Raw genomic sequence first — 448 nt, 5'->3', positions numbered from 1 at the left:
CATCGAACGAGTTCTCGCGCGCGTGCAGCGTTCGGCGGAAGCCGGCGAACTGTGGGAAGACACATTTCCGCTGCGGGGCAAGGACGGCCAATACCGCTGGTTCCTTTCCCGCGCAGTGCCGATTCGTGATGAACAGGGAAACGTTGTCCGCTGGTTTGGGACCAACACGGACGTGACGGACTTGCGCGAGGCGCAGGCCAAGCTCGCGGAAGCGCACGCCCAATTGGGTTCACGCGCCGAGCACCTCGAAACGCTCGTCCGGCAGAGAACGGCCAAGCTCACTGAAACCATCGGCGAGTTGGAAGCCTACTCCTACAGCATCGTTCACGACATGCGCGCGCCGCTGCGTTCGATGCAGGGATTCTCCAACGTCTTGCGCAGCGAATTCAGGGACCAACTCGGAGCGGAGGGTGCGGGTTACCTGGATCGCATCGGCAGATCGGCGGAG

General features: G+C 62.7%; 1 protein-coding gene. It reads left to right on the top strand.

Annotation, left to right across the window (positions count from 1 at the left end; all coding sequences use genetic code 11):
• Window positions 1-448: PAS domain-containing protein (locus I6F37_RS39835; RefSeq protein ID WP_225154354.1), on the top strand; the 448-nt coding region annotated here is incomplete at both ends.

Source organism: Bradyrhizobium sp. NBAIM08, from assembly GCF_020193935.1.
Lineage (GTDB): Bacteria > Pseudomonadota > Alphaproteobacteria > Rhizobiales > Xanthobacteraceae > Bradyrhizobium > Bradyrhizobium yuanmingense.
The sequence above is the reverse complement of the archived record's forward strand: the minus strand, read 5'-3'. Positions and strand labels throughout refer to the sequence as shown.